General features: G+C 44.6%; 15 protein-coding genes. 11 read left to right on the top strand and 4 right to left on the bottom strand.

Features of this window, described 5'->3' with window-relative positions:
* Positions 1-17: 17 nt before the first annotated feature.
* The 9 genes from CGZ90_RS08630 to CGZ90_RS08590 all read left to right on the top strand — a co-directional run bounded on the left by CGZ90_RS08630 (position 18) and on the right by CGZ90_RS08590 (position 10,525).
* On the top strand, positions 18-836 hold the full coding sequence (locus tag CGZ90_RS08630; protein WP_094251979.1) for a pyruvate, water dikinase regulatory protein: 819 nt from the start codon (positions 18-20) through the stop codon (positions 834-836).
* A gap of 602 nt (positions 837-1,438) precedes the next feature.
* A complete protein-coding gene (locus tag CGZ90_RS08625) occupies positions 1,439-1,915 on the top strand; it encodes a YaiI/YqxD family protein (protein WP_094251978.1) in 477 nt (158 codons plus the stop codon).
* Positions 1,916-1,973: 58 nt separating this feature from the next.
* Positions 1,974-3,776, top strand: coding sequence for a DNA primase (gene dnaG, locus CGZ90_RS08620; protein WP_240515393.1), 1,803 nt, complete (start codon positions 1,974-1,976; stop codon positions 3,774-3,776).
* Positions 3,777-3,818: 42 nt separating this feature from the next.
* Positions 3,819-4,952, top strand: a complete 1,134-nt coding sequence (rpoD, locus tag CGZ90_RS08615) for an RNA polymerase sigma factor RpoD (RefSeq protein ID WP_094251976.1) — start codon at positions 3,819-3,821, stop codon at positions 4,950-4,952.
* A 287-nt stretch (positions 4,953-5,239) separates the two neighbouring features.
* Complete coding sequence (locus CGZ90_RS08610) at positions 5,240-6,379, top strand: acyl-CoA dehydrogenase family protein (RefSeq protein WP_094251975.1); 1,140 nt, start codon at positions 5,240-5,242, stop codon at positions 6,377-6,379.
* A 35-nt stretch (positions 6,380-6,414) separates the two neighbouring features.
* Entirely contained in the window at positions 6,415-8,022 is a 1,608-nt protein-coding gene (locus tag CGZ90_RS08605; protein WP_094252449.1) for an AMP-binding protein, read from the top strand.
* Positions 8,023-8,268: 246 nt separating this feature from the next.
* Positions 8,269-8,613 (top strand): cytochrome c550, encoded by a 345-nt coding sequence (gene cccA, locus CGZ90_RS08600; protein WP_094251974.1) that lies wholly within the window; start codon positions 8,269-8,271, stop codon positions 8,611-8,613.
* A gap of 89 nt (positions 8,614-8,702) precedes the next feature.
* Positions 8,703-9,407, top strand: a complete 705-nt coding sequence (locus CGZ90_RS08595; protein ID WP_094251973.1) for a tRNA (adenine(22)-N(1))-methyltransferase — start codon at positions 8,703-8,705, stop codon at positions 9,405-9,407.
* Positions 9,404-10,525 carry a Nif3-like dinuclear metal center hexameric protein gene (locus CGZ90_RS08590; protein WP_094251972.1) on the top strand — a complete coding sequence of 374 codons (1,122 nt, stop codon included), beginning with the start codon at positions 9,404-9,406 and terminating at the stop codon, positions 10,523-10,525. The genes CGZ90_RS08595 and CGZ90_RS08590 overlap by 4 nt, the downstream gene beginning before the upstream one ends.
* Before the next feature lie 62 nt (positions 10,526-10,587).
* On the opposite strand, the gene CGZ90_RS08585 is transcribed toward CGZ90_RS08590, so the two are convergent.
* On the bottom strand, positions 10,588-11,532 hold the full coding sequence (locus tag CGZ90_RS08585; protein WP_094251971.1) for a 4-hydroxy-3-methylbut-2-enyl diphosphate reductase: 945 nt from the start codon (positions 11,530-11,532) through the stop codon (positions 10,588-10,590).
* Positions 11,533-11,646: 114 nt separating this feature from the next.
* Positions 11,647-12,447: a VrrA/YqfQ family protein gene (gene vrrA, locus CGZ90_RS08580; RefSeq protein WP_094251970.1), complete on the bottom strand. Its 801-nt coding sequence runs from the start codon at positions 12,445-12,447 to the stop codon at positions 11,647-11,649.
* A gap of 195 nt (positions 12,448-12,642) precedes the next feature.
* Between vrrA and CGZ90_RS08575 the strand changes: the two genes are divergently transcribed.
* Complete coding sequence (locus CGZ90_RS08575) at positions 12,643-13,929, top strand: DEAD/DEAH box helicase (protein WP_094251969.1); 1,287 nt, start codon at positions 12,643-12,645, stop codon at positions 13,927-13,929.
* Between the two features lie 26 nt (positions 13,930-13,955).
* A complete protein-coding gene (locus CGZ90_RS08570) occupies positions 13,956-14,861 on the top strand; it encodes a deoxyribonuclease IV (RefSeq protein ID WP_094251968.1) in 906 nt (301 codons plus the stop codon).
* Between the two features lie 61 nt (positions 14,862-14,922).
* Here the strand turns inward: CGZ90_RS08570 and CGZ90_RS08565 are convergent, their stop codons facing one another.
* Together CGZ90_RS08565 and CGZ90_RS08560 are read right to left on the bottom strand one after the other, a co-directional pair.
* On the bottom strand, positions 14,923-15,714 hold the full coding sequence (locus CGZ90_RS08565; protein WP_094251967.1) for a TIGR00266 family protein: 792 nt from the start codon (positions 15,712-15,714) through the stop codon (positions 14,923-14,925).
* 144 nt (positions 15,715-15,858) lie between these two features.
* Positions 15,859-16,122 carry a DUF2624 family protein gene (locus CGZ90_RS08560; protein WP_165766819.1) on the bottom strand — a complete coding sequence of 88 codons (264 nt, stop codon included), beginning with the start codon at positions 16,120-16,122 and terminating at the stop codon, positions 15,859-15,861.
* Positions 16,123-16,293 lie beyond the last annotated feature (171 nt).

Here is a 16,293-nt window from a genome sequence, read left to right as displayed (position 1 = left end):
AGCAAAAGGAGGCAGTTATGGTTTCTGATCGCCCCATTGTATACGTCGTTTCCGATTCTGTAGGCGAAACGGCTGAATTAGTTGTTAAAGCGGCAGCAAGCCAATTCAATTCCGGCGGGATTGAAATTAAGCGTGTGCCCTATGTAGAAGATACTCAAACAATCGAGGAAGTGATCTCGCTAGCTTCGGAATGCAGCGGAATCATCGCTTATACACTCGTTGTTCCTGCGATGAAGCAGCATCTTGAAAGAAGGGCGGCAGAAGCTGGCGTATCGGCTGTTGACATCATGGGCCCAATGATGAATCAGCTTCAAATCAGGCTGAAGCAGACGCCCAGGTACGAGCCAGGTGTAGTCCATAAGCTTGACGATGATTATTTTAGAAAAGTAGAAGCGATTGAGTTTGCAGTTAAATACGATGATGGCCGCGATCCGCGGGGAATCCTCAAAGCGGATGTCATACTTATCGGAGTTTCCCGTACATCTAAAACTCCGCTGTCTCAATATTTGGCTCATAAGAGATTGAAAGTAGCCAACGTGCCGATCGTCCCAGAAGTGGAACCTCCTGAAGAACTCTTTACGGTCCCTTCTCATCGCTGCTTTGGTCTTAGAATCACACCGGAAAAGCTGAACGATATTCGAATAGAAAGACTGAAGGCGCTTGGACTGAATGCAGAGGCAAACTACGCCAACATTAGCAGGATTAAGCAAGAACTGGACTATTTTAATAAAACCATTGACAAGATCGGATGCCGAGTTGTTGATGTTTCAAACAAAGCGGTGGAAGAATCAGCGAATCTCATATACAATCTATATCAGGGAAAAACGTATAAATAAACGCGGAAAGCAGTCCGCGTTTTTTTATTTGGCTGTTTTCGCAAGTTATATTGAAATGAAAGAATTCAGAGAAGTAGTTGATCTCCGTTTCAGGTGCACGCTTTCCGCGGGGCGGGCGGTGAGCCCCTTTGCCGCTACGCGCCCTAAAGGGTCTCACCTGTCCCACTAGTCCCGCTGGAGTCGGCACCTTACACTCCGATCAACTTTATCGATGATGTATTCGAGAGGATCAAGCGAATATGCCAGCCACAGCGATTAATCCTCAAATTGAAAAAGCCATGAATTAGGTGTTGAAGATACACTTCAGTGGCAACTCCGCTGAACTTTCTACGAATAAACCGTTTAATAGCAACACTCTTTTTGAAAAGAGTCTTTTTTTATGATTTCCTTGGCTGCGCTTCAGCGAGAAATCTTTAAATTTTTTTCGGTAGTTTTTGCTGGTATTTAGCCTGATGGTTGCTTATAATATAATATTGTGATTAAAAGTGCGAATTTTGTCCTAAAATAAAGATTAATAGCATTATCAGGACAGCAAAATGTGTTTTTCTTCGACAAAATAGAATGAATGAAGGATTCTGGAGAAGTTTGTAGAACTTAACACTATGAAAAATTCAAACAAAAAGCGAATGATAATAGATGCCGATGCATGTCCGGTTTCTGTAAAAAAAGCCGTATTGGACATATGCCGCCAATCTCATGCTGATCTCATCTTTGTTGCTTCACTCGCTCATGCTGGTTCTGAGCGGTTAGGCGGGAAATGGGTTTTTGTCGATGCAGTTAAAGAAGAGGCAGATATGTACATTATCAACCATTCTGCAAAGCATGATATTGTTGTCACGCAGGATTATGGACTTGCCAGTCTGCTTCTTCCGAAGGGTGTGCATGTGCTTTCACCAAGAGGAAGAATTTATACTGAATTTAATATCGGCAATCTCCTTCAAGACCGCTACCTGTCAGCGAAAGCGAGAAAGGCGGGAAGCAGGACGAAGGGACCTCCAAGATTTACCGAAGAGGATTTAATGAGTTTTACTTCTTCACTGAAAAAAATATTGTCGAATGACGAAGGAATTGACAGCTGAAGCACGAATTCTTATAAGCTGTCAGAAAAGAAGAAGAAGCGAGTTAGCGGTGAAAACATTGGAACGAATACCTGAAGAAACGATTGAACAAATTAGGACTTCGAATGACATTGTTGATGTCGTGAGCGAATATGTCTCTTTAAAGAAGCAGGGCCGGAATTACTTTGGCCTTTGCCCCTTTCATGGTGAAAAATCGCCATCTTTTTCAGTCTCGCCCGACAAACAGATTTATCATTGCTTTGGATGCGGATCTGGAGGAAACGTTTATTCGTTTCTAATGAACATAGAAGGGTATACATTTATCGAGGCTGTTTCACAGCTTGCCCAGAAAACGGGGATAGAACTCCCGAACGCAGCAAGCCGCACCGAGAGAAATGGACAGAAAGATGAGAAGAAAGAGATGGCTGGCATTCACGAACTGCTGTCTAAGCTCTACCACCATCTGCTCACGAAAACGGCTCATGGGAAACAGGCACTCGAATATTTGGTCAAGCGCGGCTTTACAGAGGACGTGATTACCAGATTTCAGATCGGGTATGCTCCTCCTGCGTGGGATACTGCGGTATCTTTTCTGCAAAAACGGGAGCAATCTCTGCTGCTTGCTGAACAGGCTGGATTGCTGGCAAAAAGACAGTTTGACGGAAAGCATTTTGACAGGTTCCGAGACAGAATCATGTTTCCGATCCATGACCGTAACGGCACAGTTATCGCGTTTGGCGGAAGGGTTCTTGGCGATGATGAGCCGAAATATTTAAACAGCCCGGAAACAAAAATCTTTCAAAAGGGCAAAAACCTTTATAACCTGCATGCCGCCCGGCCGGAAATCAGAAAGACTCAGCATGCTGTTGTTTTTGAAGGCTATGTTGATACGATCGCTGCATATCGGGCGGGAGTGCTGAACGGAGTGGCCACACTCGGTACATCATTGACCGAAGAACAGGCAGCAGTTTTAAAACGGAATGCTCAAACAGTCACAATATGCTATGATTCTGATCGCGCTGGTGTAGAAGCCGCTTTTCGTGCTTCTCAAATCCTCGAAAAAGCAGACTGTGCGGTGAAGATCGCACAAATGCCCGATGGGATGGATCCTGATGACTATATCCAGAAATATGGCTCTGACAAATTTGTCACGGATATAATAGGGGCGAGCATGACGGTTATGGGATTTAAGATTCGATATTATCGAAGGGGCAAAAATCTCCGGGATGAAGGAGAACGGATGCTCTATATCGAAGAAATCATTAAGGAGATATCCGCGCTGCCTAAGGCGGTTGAACGGGACCATTATCTCCGTCAGATAGCATCTGAATTTAACCTTTCTCTCGACGCGCTTAAGCAGCAGCAAGGTCAAATGCAGCGGCAGTTTAAAAAGCAGCAGGATAGCAGCCCTAAAAACAGGGATAATAAATTTAAAGTACAGACCCTTATGCAGAAGCCGCTGCTGCCAAAACACCATAACGCTGAACGTATGCTCTTGGCATACATGCTTAAAAGCGCGGAATATGCCCAAAGGATTCAAGAGGAGCTTGAAGAGGGGTTCAACCTTGAAGAGCATCAGGCACTGGCTGCCTATCTGTATGCTTTTTACGAGGAAGGCCATGCTCCTGACATCGGGCTGTTCGTGCAGAGAGTGCATGATGAGAAACTCAGAAAAATCGTGACAGAATTGGCCATGCTGACCATCAGCGATGAAATGAGTGATCAAGCATTTTATGATTATATTAAAAGAGTTTCTTCCTATCCTTTACATGTAAAGGTTCAGGAAATGGAAAGCCGGAGAAAAGAAGCGGAACGGCAGCAGGATTGGGCCGGTGCCGCCAGGATTGCAGTAGAAATTCTTGAACTCAAAAAATTATTATAGAGCGTTTCAGCTTTTTGCGATGCAGTGGAAGGAGGGGATCGAATGGCTGAAAAACCAAACCGTCAGGCGGCGGAAGGCGAATTAACCATCGATCAAGTTAAAGAACAGTTAGTTGAAGCAGGTAAAAAAAGAGGCGGCTTAACATTTAAGGAAATCACGAATAAACTTGCCCCGTTTGATCAGGATTCTGAACAGATGGATGAGTTTTTCCATTACCTTGAAGAGCAAGGTGTAGAAGTTAATGATGAGACCGATTCTGATGATGACGAAGATGAAGATCCTAAATTTGTCATCGGAAAAGAAGAAGAGGAATTCGATCTGAACGACCTCAGCGTTCCTCCAGGGGTAAAGATTAACGACCCTGTACGGATGTATCTTAAGGAAATCGGGCGAGTAGACCTGCTATCTGCTGAGGAAGAAATTGAGCTTGCTAACCGGATTGAAGATGGTGACGAAGAAGCGAAAAGAAGGCTCGCTGAAGCAAACTTACGTCTCGTAGTAAGTATTGCAAAGCGCTATGTCGGACGTGGAATGCTGTTTCTTGATCTGATTCAAGAAGGTAACATGGGTCTCATTAAAGCGGTAGAAAAATTTGATTACCGCAAAGGATTCAAGTTCAGCACATATGCAACATGGTGGATCCGCCAGGCTATCACTCGTGCGATTGCCGATCAGGCTCGTACGATTCGTATACCGGTTCACATGGTAGAGACGATCAACAAGCTGATTCGTGTTCAGCGCCAGCTTCTGCAAGACTTAGGAAGAGAGCCTTCTCCAGAAGAGATCGGTGCAGAGATGGAGCTCACGCCGGATAAAGTCAGGGAAATCCTGAAGATTGCACAAGAGCCAGTTTCTTTGGAAACTCCAATTGGGGAAGAAGACGATTCTCATCTTGGTGATTTTATTGAAGACCAGGACGCTCTTGCCCCTTCTGAAGCTGCTGCTTATGAACTGCTTAAAGAACAGCTGGAAGATGTACTTGATACACTGACAGACCGTGAGGAAAATGTTCTCCGTCTGCGTTTCGGACTTGATGACGGGCGGACGCGTACACTGGAGGAAGTCGGGAAAGTCTTCGGCGTCACCCGCGAGCGTATCCGTCAGATAGAAGCAAAAGCCCTCAGAAAACTGCGCCATCCAAGCCGCAGCAAACGTTTAAAAGACTTTTTAGAATAAAAATATTTGCTATGCAGAGGCCTGCCGGTTCCGGCAGGCTTTTTTATTTTGTTTTTTATAGCAAAAACTCGATTTGCCGTCATTTACTTTATTTTACTTATTATCCAGTTTTAATGCAAACAGCGTTTTTTTATTTTGTATTAAAAGTAATATATCACAGAGGGTGGCTGGATAAGAAGTCAGAAAGGAATAAATAGTTTTAATCTTGTAAAAATTAGTCTCGTGTATCTATAATTATATATGAAAGCGGATACAAAAATGAAGCAGACAAAGGTGGGTTAACAGCGATGAACTTTACATTGACAGAAGAACAAACGATGATTCAAAAAATGATCAGAGAATTTGCAGAGGAAGAAGTGGCTCCAGGTGCGGAGCAGAGGGATAAAGAGAAGCGCTTTCCTAAAGAGATTTTCGAAAAGCTCTCAAAGCTGGGGATGATGGGGCTGCCGTTTCCGGAAGAGTATGGGGGAGCCGGAGCAGATACGATGAGTTTTGCGATAGCTGTAGAAGAACTCAGCCGTGCATGCGGTTCAACAGGAATCACTTATTCAGCGCACGTCTCGCTTGGCGGTGCGCCGATTAATTTATTCGGCACAAAAGAACAGAAAGAAAAGTATCTTGTTCCGATTTGTACTGGTGAGTCTATGGGGGCGTTCGGTCTAACTGAGCCTGGAGCAGGTTCTGATGCAGGAGGAACTGAAACAACAGCAGCAGAGCGTGACGGAGAATGGCTAATCAATGGAAGCAAGTGCTACATCACGAATGCCAGTTATGCTAAGCATCTTGCCCTTACAGCCGTTACGGGCAGGAGCGGGCAGGATAAAGAAATTTCTGCGATCATTGTTCCGACGGATGCATCTGGCTTTAAAGTCATCGATAACTATGAAAAAATGGGACTTCATTCTTCCAACACGACTGAGCTAGTTTTAGAGGATGTAGCGGTTCCATATGAAAACCTTTTAGGCAAAAAAGGAGAAGGATTCAAGCAATTCCTCGTAACTCTTGACGGAGGCCGTATCGGTATCGGCGCGATGGCTGTAGGAATAGCACAGGCTGCCTACGAGAAGGCGCTTTCTTATGCTCATGAGAGAAAGCAGTTCGGGCGATCCATCTCTAAATTCCAGGCTATCCAGTTTAAGCTTGCTGACATGGCGATGAAAATTGAGCTGGCAAGGCTGATGGTCTATAAAGCAGCGTGGCTGAAGGATCAAGGGAAAAAGTTCTCTAAAGAAGCTTCGATGGCTAAATTATATGCTTCTGAAGCATGTATGCAAATTTGTTCAGAGTCTGTACAGATTCACGGCGGTAACGGTTATATGAGAGATTATCATGTTGAACGTTATTTCCGTGATGCAAAGCTTCTTGAAATCGGAGAAGGCACATCTGAAGTGCAGCGCATCGTCATCGCGCGTGAGATTGGCTGTTAAATTCAAAAAATGATGGGGGTGTCGTTTTGGCGGATTTGATGGAAGTGACGGTGGGAGAATGCTTGAGACAGCAGGCCATGACTTTTAAGGACCAGGAAGCGGCCGTGTACAGCTCGCTTGGCATCCGCTGGACATATGAGGAGTTCTGGGATTTGACGGCAAAGGCAGCTAAAGGGCTGATCGCTATGGGGATAGAAAAGGGAGATCATATTGCGGTATGGGCGACCAATGTGCCAGAATGGCTTATCCTTCAATTTGCTTCGGCGAGGGCTGGCGCAGTTCTCGTAACAGTCAATACCAACTATCAGAGCGCAGAACTGGAATACTTGCTCAAACAGTCTGATTCAAAGGCAATCTTTTTCATTGAATCATTTCGTGATACATCGTATAAGACCATCATTGACGGCATAAGAAAAGATTTGAAGAGGTTTCCTAAACTGAAGCATTTTGTCGCCTTGGATTTCCATAACTCTGTATACAGCAGCTGGGAAGAAATGCTCGAATCCGGGAATAGAATCGAAGACAGCGAACTTGAACAAATAGAGATGTCACTCTCGTGTGATGAAGTCATCAACATGCAGTATACTTCGGGAACGACAGGGTTTCCGAAGGGTGTTATGCTGACACATCGAAATATCGTGAATAATGCCAGACAGATCGCGGCCGCTATGAACCTTACAAATGAAGACACCCTCTGTATTCCTGTGCCATTTTTTCATTGTTTCGGATGTGTGCTTGGCGTTCTGGCAGCAGTCTCTGTCGGGGCAAAGATGGTGCCGCTCGTCCAGTTCGATCCGCTTGAAGTGCTAGAAACAGTCGAAGTGGAAAAATGCACAGCGCTCCACGGTGTTCCTACCATGTTCATCGCGGAACTCAACCACCCGCGTTTTGCAGACTTTGATTTATCGTCACTTCGAACAGGTATTATGGCGGGTTCGCCATGTCCGGTCGAGGTGATGAAGAAAGTCATCAGCGATATGGGAATGAATGAAGTGACAATCGCCTACGGTCAGACTGAAGCATCTCCCGTTATCACCCAGACTACTACAACAGATACACTTGAGCGTAAAGTGGAAACTGTCGGGAAGAAACACCCTCAGGTTGAAGTGAAAATTGTTGACCCATCAACCGGAAATGAAGTACCGCCTAATTCCCAAGGAGAACTATGCACGAGAGGCTATCATGTGATGAAGGGCTACTACAATATGCCTGAAGCTACTGCTGAAGCCATAGATGATGGCGGATGGCTGCATACGGGCGATCTTGCGACAATGGATGAAGAGGGTTATATCAGAATCACAGGCCGTTTGAAAGATATGATTATCAGAGGCGGAGAAAATGTTTATCCAAGAGAGATCGAAGAGTTCCTGTATTCACATCCAGCTGTAATGGATGTGCAAGTTATCGGTGTGCCAGATGAAAAATTCGGCGAAAGAGTAGCAGCATGCATCAAACTTAAAGAAAACATGAAACTGACAAAAGAGGAACTGGTCAGCTATTGCAGAGGCAAAATTTCCCGCCATAAAATTCCTGAACATATCCTTTTTGTAGAGAATTATCCGATGACAGCATCGGGTAAAATTCAAAAATATAAACTCAGAGAACAGGCAGTGCACAGCTTTTCGGAGGGACAGAAGGTCTAAATAAAACCGCGCTTCATGCGCGGTTTTATTCGTGCTGTAAGACAGATACACCTGAAGAATAATGACGGAGCATATATTCTGGCAGAATAAAACCGCACGATGATTATGAATAAATGATGAAAAGTTTACTTCCCCCTTTTCTTCCAACTTTTTTTAAAGTAAAATAAGAAATGGATTGTTAGCACTTACATAATGTTTGCTATTAAGACAACAAATGCGGGAACAGAAGAAGGAGGAAGTCATTTCATGAAACGTAATCCACTTTTGCCATTTTCAATTATCGGTGTGATTGGAATTATTTTGATTATTACTTTGTCATCCATCGGTATCCATAATGCAGATCAGGCGAAAAAGGATAAAGAACAGGCTGCAATGGACCCAGAAGCGATCTTCAAACAAAACTGCTCGTCATGCCACGGACAAAACCTAGAAGGCGGAGCTGGGCCTGCTCTTGACAAGATCGGCGGAAAGTATGACAAGGCGCAAATCGCTGATATCATCCGCAACGGTAAAGGTTCAGGAATGCCTGCTGGTGTAGTAAAAGGTGAAGAGGCAAAAATCATCACTGAATGGCTTGCTGAGAAAAAATAATCGACAAAAGCTTCTTGTGAGTCTGCAAGAGGCTTTTTTCATTTATAATGGTTAAAATAAATTGGAATGAAGACGATGGAGGATGCAACTTGAACGAACAAAATTTATCAATTAGGCTGACGGCTGTGGCCAACCATGTAGAACAAGGGATGAAAGTAGCGGATATCGGTTCTGATCATGCTTATCTGCCATGCTATCTGGCCATTCATAAAAAGATTCCGTTTGCTGTCGCTGGGGAAATAACGGACGGACCGCTTATGTCGGCGAAAGAACAGGTAAAGAGTCTTGGCTTCGATAATATGATAGATGTAAGAAAGGGAGACGGCTTAGAGGTCATCGAACCTGGAGAAGTACATGCGGTGACCATATGCGGAATGGGAGGTATCCTCATCGCATCCATTTTAGAAAACGGAAAAGAAAAGCTTGAAGGCGTTTCTAAACTAATCCTGCAGCCGAACGTTGCTGCTCGATGGGTGCGGGCATGGCTGGATAAGGAAGGATGGGTTCTTTCGGCCGAAGAAATCTTGAAAGAGGATGGCAAGATTTATGAAGTGCTTGTTGCAGAAAGATCAGGTAACAGCCCATACTCACAGGATGAAAAAGAGAAAGAATTGCTGTTCGGTCCATATTTATTAAAAGAAAGAAGCGGCGTTTTCAAGGAAAAGTGGACGGGTGAACTGAATCAGTGGAAAAAGATTTTAAGCCAGATGAACAATAGCGGTTCACCTGAAACAGAACAAAGGAAAAAAGAACTTCAAGATAAAATTAAGATGGCTGAGGAGCTTTTATCATGACAAAATGGGCGAGTGTACAGCATTGCATCTCAATACTCGAGTCGTTCGCCCCAAAGCGCTATGCTTATGAGGGCGATCCAATTGGGCTGCAGGTTGGCACGTTACAGAAAAAGACAACAAAAGTTATGATTGCGCTGGACGTTTTAGAAGAAGTAGTAGATGAAGCGATTGAAAAAAAGGCAGATCTGATCATCGCGCATCATCCTCTTATGTATATTCCTCTAAAAAGAATAGATACGTCTACAGCTAAAGGAAGAACCATTCAAAAGCTGCTGCAGCATGATATTACGGTATATGCTGCTCACACTAACCTGGATGTGGCAGAAGGAGGGGTTAACGACTGGCTAGCGGATGCTTTAAAGCTGCAAAATCGTGCCGTCCTGCAGTCATCATACGAAGAAGAACTTCTAAAACTCGCTGTATTTGTGCCTGCTTCTCACGCTGAACGTGTACGTGAAGCGTTAGGAAATGCGGGTGCTGGACATATCGGACAATATAGCCACTGTTCGTTTACAACAAACGGCACAGGAAATTTCATGCCCCTTGAAGGATCTTCGCCGTTTATTGGCAAACAAGGAATTATGGAATCGGTGGAAGAGGTCAAAATTGAAACCATTTTGCCTGCAAGTATCCTTAATAAAGCAGTAAGCGCGATGCTTAATGCACATCCATACGAAGAAGCGGCTTATGACATTTATCCTGTTAACAACCCAGGTCAAAAGCTCGGTATTGGCCAGATAGGCACCTTGCCATCGCCTATGAACCTGGAAGAACTGGCTGCTCACGTAAAAAACGCCTTCAGCCTTAAAGCTGTCCGCGCCGTCAAAGGCCATGACCGCCCTATTCAAAAAATAGCGGTCGTTGGAGGAGATGGGAACAAGTTTATTAAAGGTGCCATCAGCAAAGGGGCAGATGCTCTGATTACTGGCGATATTTATTACCACAACGCGCATGATGCAATGGAAGAAGGACTTACTGTTATTGACGCAGGTCACAATATTGAAAAGATCATGAAACACGGTCTTCAGCGAGTGATCGATGAAGGGCTGAAAAAAGATCATTATTCCACAGAGGTCATCGTATCAGAAATTCATACAGATCCGTTTACATTTGTATAAAGAGAAAAAACGCCTGACAGACTGAAACCTGTCAGGCGTTCTCATTTAATACGAGCAATAGATTAAGGCTTAGTTTTTACTTTTGGAAGAATTTTTTCAAGAGCCACTTTTCTCTCGCGAAGCCACGTTTCTGGCTGCTCATGGTCAAACTTCTGCAAGAAGTCGATTACTTCCTTCGTAATCGGAGTAGGAGTGGATGCACCAGAAGTTACGCCTACTTTTTTTACGTTCTGAAGCCATTCGAGCTGTATTTCAGATACGTCAGCGATCCGATAGGCTGGAGTACCGGCGATTTCTTCTGAAACTTGGGCAAGACGGTTAGAGTTATTGCTTCGTGGATCTCCGACGACCAGCACTAGATCGCATTCCTTAGCCTGCTCGGCCACCGCTTCCTGTCTGACTTGAGTTGCAAGACAGATTTCTTTGTGCACTTCAGCATGCGGGTATTTTACGAGCAGCTGCTTGATGATCTCTGCTACATCCCACTGGCTCATTGTCGTCTGGTTGGTGATGAGAATTTTATCAGATGCCAAGTTCAGTGATTGAATGTCATCGGGAGATTCAATCAGGTGAACAATGTGCGGAGCGATCCCGATGGCACCTTCAGGTTCGGGGTGTCCTTTTTTTCCAATGTAAATAACCTCATATCCTTGCTGTTCTTTTTCCCGGATCAGGTCGTGTGTCTTGGTCACATCTGGACAGGTTGCATCAATCTCGTGCAGCCCTTTTTCATGAGCGATTCTGCGGACTTCCGGAGAAACGCCGTGAGCAGTATATATGACAGTTCCTGTTTCGATCTCACGTATAATATCGAGGCGGCTCGTGCCGTCCAAGGTGATGATGCCTTCTTCTTCAAACGCGTCGGTGACATGTTTATTGTGGACGATCATTCCTAAAATATATATTGGTCTTGGCAAGTCAGGATTCTTGGCAGCCTGCCGGGCTAGAACCATCGCATCCACTACACCGTAACAATAGCCTCTAGGGGATATCTTTAACACTTCCATTGTTTTTTCTCTCCTTTGAATAAAATGTAAAGACAGCAGAATCTGCTGCCTTAGGAGAATGTTTATCCATTTATATTATAAAGGAGAGAGAGCATTTACTCAAATAAGCGATTTTTAAATATAAAGCTTGGGCTTTGAGGAAAGAGTTCCTTTGTTAGGATTCTTTTTTGGACGGGGTCGTAAAGGCTTTACTTCTCCTATTGTAAAGTCTTCATTTTTGGGTTTTTCGGTAATGTCTTTGTTTGATTCAGCTGTGATTTCTGGGGCTGATATAGGTTTTTCTTCTTTTGCTGTTTTTACGGCAGCCTCTAGTTCTTCTTTGAATTTTTGCTTCTTAAATAGGGACCGCGATTTTCCGGAAGCAGCCAGTTTATTTTTCTTAAAAGATGGCCGAGTATCTTCTTCCTCTGCTTGTTCAATGGATTCAGCTGCAGCAGTCTTTATAGATTTCTTGTTTTTATGCGCGGCTGCCGGTCCGGCAATCACGGTTTTTTCAGCAGCTTTTTCCTGTCCTGGTTCTTCATTATTATCAGCAGGTTCGGCGGAAGTTTCGGAATCGGGTTCTTGAACTGCTTCTGTTTCAGCTGCCTCTTCTTTGCCCGCGGTACCGTTTTGATAATCTTTTAGCATCGTCATGAGTGAAGGCAGATTTCTCATCATCGGTCCGTACTGCTTTACCATCGGGCCCATCGTTTCGGCAACCTTTAGGACTTTCTGCACATTGTCAAGCATGGAAAAAACGCTGGTTCGTGCAGGAATCCCCCCTGTGCCGATTGCGCCGAACATCCGGTTTAACGGATCATGGTGTGTTTGCATGCCTGGAATTGGCGTCCTGAAGGGGGCATGCATGCCGTGTGGCGGCTGAAAAGAGGAAAACGGGCTGCGGGAAGGGGGATATGGCGGAAACGGGTGCATAATTCACCCTCCTTTCAAAAATATTAAGCTCATAATAGCATATGATGAAAACGCCCGCGGGTGAGTCATTAACAATGGGCACTGAAAAATAACCGTCTATGTATAGGATTTATTTGAACTTAAATGGCGGAAATGCAAAAGTTACTCTATAATACTAAAAGTGGGTTTAAGAAAAAAAGAAGTCAGGTGAATAATATGAAATCAGCCTTCGAACGGCTAAAAATAAACAGTGATTTACAGAATTCGCTAGAGAAGATCGGCTTTAAAAGTCCAACAGACATCCAGGAGCGTGTGGTTCCGGCTATTATCAACGGGTTTGACATTATCGGCCAATCACAGACGGGCTCTGGTAAGACGATGGCCTTTCTGCTTCCGATACTCGAAAAAATCAATATCGATAAAGAAGAAGTGCAGGCGGTCATTACAGCACCGACAAGAGAGCTCGCCCAGCAGATCTACAATGAACTGGACAAGGTGATCGCGTTTCTTCCTGAAGAAAAACAGCCGGATGCCCGGCTTCTAGTAGGCGGTACAGACCGCAAACGAATGGCGGACAAGCTGAAGAACGTCCCCCATCTTGTTGTCGGAACTCCCGGTAGAATCAAAGATCTCATTTCTAACCAGCAGCTGAACGTTTTTACTGCCAACATCCTTGTTGTGGATGAAGCGGATCAGATGCTCGACATGGGCTTTATCGAGGATGTAGACCAGCTCGCTTCACGTATGGCGGCAGACCTGCAGATGCTTGTTTTCTCAGCAACGATTCCTGAGAAACTGCAGCCTTTCTTGAAAAAATATATGGAAAATCCTCGCCACGTGCATGTTGATCCGGCACAGACTACAGCGAGTGATATCAAGCATGTACTGCTGCCGGTAAAACATAAGGAAAAGCTTTCGTATCTGATTAAGGCAGCGAAAGACTTTAATCCTTATTTTGCGATCGTGTTTGTGAACACGAAGAAGATGGCCGATGAGGTGGCCGATGCGATGCTAGCAGCTGGATTGAACGCAGAAAGGCTTCACGGCGATGTTCAGGCCAGAACGCGAAAGAATATCATGAAGCGGGTTCAGAACGTTGAGTTTCAGTTTCTAGTGGCGACAGATCTTGCGGCACGCGGTATCGACATTAAAGGTGTCAGTCATGTTATTAACTACGAGCTTCCGAAGGATCTGGACTTTTATATCCACCGTTCAGGAAGGACTGGACGAGCAGGTATGTCAGGTATCAGTGCAACGCTAGTTGAGCCTTCTGATCAGTTTGCTATCCAGAAGCTTGAAGCGCGCAACATCTCTTTCTCTCAAGAAGAGTACAAAAACGGCGAGTGGGTAGAAGTGAAGCGCAAATCCTCTAAGAAGCCGGCTGCAAAAGCAGAAGACGGAGTATTCGTACCAAGGCCGAAGAAAGTAAAGCCTGGATATAAAAAGAAAATGGAAGCAGAAAAGAAACGAATCGTGAAGAAAATTAACCGCAAAAAGAAATAAAAGCTTTAAAAACAGGGGGAATGATCATGCTTCGACTAGGATCACATGTTTCAATGAGCGGGAAGAAGATGATGCTTGCAGCAAGTGAAGAGGCACTTTCGTATGGCGCCAATACATTCATGGTCTATACAGGCGCTCCTCAAAATACGAGAAGAAAACCGATTGAAGAGCTTAACATCGAGTCAGGACTTCGTCATATGCAGGAAAACGGCATTGCGGATATCGTCGTTCATGCTCCGTATATCATCAATATCGGAAATGCCGTAAAGCCTGAAACATTTGAACTTGGGGTTGATTTCCTGCGCCGCGAGATTGAAAGAACCGATGCGATCGGCTCTAAGCAGATTGTTCTTCATCCAGGAGCTCATGTGGGAGAGGGTACGGAAACTGGCATAAAGAAAATTATCGAAGGTCTTAACGAGGTTCTCACTAACGAGCAGTCAGTTCAAATCGCTTTAGAGACGATGGCAGGAAAAGGTTCGGAGTGCGGCCGGTCATTTGAAGAGATCGCGGCCATTATCTCAGGCGTTACTCATAATGAGAAACTTTCCGTCTGCTTTGACACTTGCCACGTTCATGACAGCGGCTATGACGTTGTTAACGACTTTGACGGAGTGCTGGATCAGTTTGATAAGATCGTTGGGATCGACCGACTGAAGGTCCTTCATATCAACGATTCTAAGAACGAAAAAGGCGCAGCAAAAGACCGGCACGAAAACATCGGTTTCGGCCATATCGGCTTTGATGCGCTGAGTTATATCGTCCATCATCCTCAGCTGCAGAGCGTGCCGAAAATACTGGAGACACCTTACGTGGGTACGGATAAAAATAATAAAAAGCCGCCTTATAAGCTTGAGATCGAGATGCTGAAGGCGAAGACCTTTGATCCGGAACTGCAGCAGAAGCTGCTTGGCGATACGGTCAGCTTATAATAAACAGAGGCAGACTCCAAATAAACGGGGGCCTGCCTCTTTATTATTTTTCCTTTATCAATCAGTCGCCGCTGAAAACGTCAAAAATGCCTTTTGCCAGACTGCCTTCATCTTTTGCGCCAAGCCTGCTCGGTGCAGCTGCGAACACACGGCTCGCCAGACGGCTGAACGGAAGGGATTGTATCCATACAGTTCCTGGTCCGCGAAGGGTTGCGAAGAATAAGCCTTCTCCGCCGAACAGTGCTGTTTTAACGCCTTTCACCATTTCAATGTCATACGATATTTCGCTCGTCATCGCGACAAGACATCCAGTATCGACACGCAGTACTTCTCCGTGTGAAAGCTCTTTTTTATGGATAGTCCCGCCCGCATGGACGAAGCTCATTCCATCGCCTTCAAGCTTCTGCATAATAAATCCTTCGCCCCCGAAGAATCCTGCGCCAATTTTTCTTTGCAGTTCGATTCCGACGGATACTCCTTTCGCTGCTGCAAGGAAGGAGTCTTTCTGGCAGATAATTTTACCGTTATACTCGCTCAAATCCATAGGAATAATCTTGCCTGGATAAGGAGAAGCGAATGAAACATGCTTCTTTTCATGGGAAGTATTCGTGAACGTAGTCATAAACAGACTCTCTCCAGTTAGTACACGTTTCCCGGCACTAAAGAGCTTACCCATAAGGCCGCCGCCTGCTGCAGCTGATCCATCGCCGAATATCGTTTCCATATGAATGCCGTCTTCCATCATCATCAAGCTGCCGGCTTCCGCTACTACGGTCTCGTCCGGATCTAGCTCAACTTCAACAAACTGCATGTCATCGCCGTAAATTTTGTAATCAATTTCATGATTGTTCATTACTAAAGCCCCCCATTGTAATTACATCTCATAGTATATATTAAAATATAGATGTTTTTTTAGCGAATATTAGCGGATGAAAAGTGAATGAGGGAGTTTCGTTAATTGCAGCAAAAAAAATGCAGCAAGCTGCATTTTAAGGGGCTATTTCCTATCTAAGTATGAGTTGATCAAGTATTGAATATAGTTAGCTTTTTCCTGGCTGACTTCTCTGGCGATGGTGGCGATGATCTGCTGCCGCTGGGCGGCATTTGAAATATCGATCCGCTGTCTTCTAAGTATTAATACGACTTGCTCAGCTTCTGCTCTGGATAATGGAAACTGGTAATCAGAAGCAAGAGTCATCAGTTCCTGCGGAGTTATGCTGTTTAATTTCTGGTTGATAAAATGAAGCATGATTGGATTCATTTTTCTCCCTCCCGTCATTTTCTAGCGTATGAAGCGGACAGCGAGAAAGTGCCTAGTAATTTATTTCACTTTTAAAAAGTCCAGATTTTAAACTAAGAGGAGATACGACGGCAGCAAAAGTTTTGGTGAATAGTATAGGGGCAGCTAATTGACTTCGCGAGTCATTTAAGT

Origin of the sequence: Fictibacillus aquaticus, assembly GCF_002245695.1 — a bacterium.
Lineage (GTDB): Bacteria > Bacillota > Bacilli > Bacillales > Fictibacillaceae > Fictibacillus > Fictibacillus aquaticus.
The sequence above is the reverse complement of the archived record's forward strand: the minus strand, read 5'-3'. Positions and strand labels throughout refer to the sequence as shown.